The following is a 403-nucleotide window of genomic DNA, read 5'->3' on the forward strand; positions in this document are numbered from 1 at the left end:
CGGGGCCGGTCCGGGACGGCGCGGCGCGGCTGACCAACCGCGACTGGGTAATCGACCCCGGGGACCTGGCGGCGGCGACCGGCGCGCGCGACATCCACCTGCTCAATGACCTTCAGGCGCAGGGATACGCGCTCGACGACATCGCCCCGGACAGCCTGACCCCGATCCGCGCCGGCCGGCCCGATCCGGCCGGCCCGCGGATGGTTCTGGGCCTCGGCTCGGGCTGCAACATCGCGGTCGTCCACCGCGTGGCGGGGCGCCTTTTCGTCCCGCCGGCCGAGGCGGGGCATGCCGCCCTGCCCCACATGGACGACGCCACCAATGCGCTCATCACCCGGCTGGGCGCCGACGCGCCCCACAAACCGGCCGAGGCCGCGCTTTCGGGCCCCGGGCTCACCCGGCT

Annotated in this window: 1 protein-coding gene; it reads left to right on the plus strand. The window is 75.9% G+C overall.

Going from position 1 to position 403, the window contains the following annotated elements; all coding sequences use genetic code 11:
• Positions 1 to 403: glucokinase (locus tag ACH107_RS33575; protein WP_412509896.1), on the plus strand; the 403-nt coding region annotated here is incomplete at both ends.

Source organism: Roseovarius halophilus (ex Wu et al. 2025), assembly GCF_047086965.1.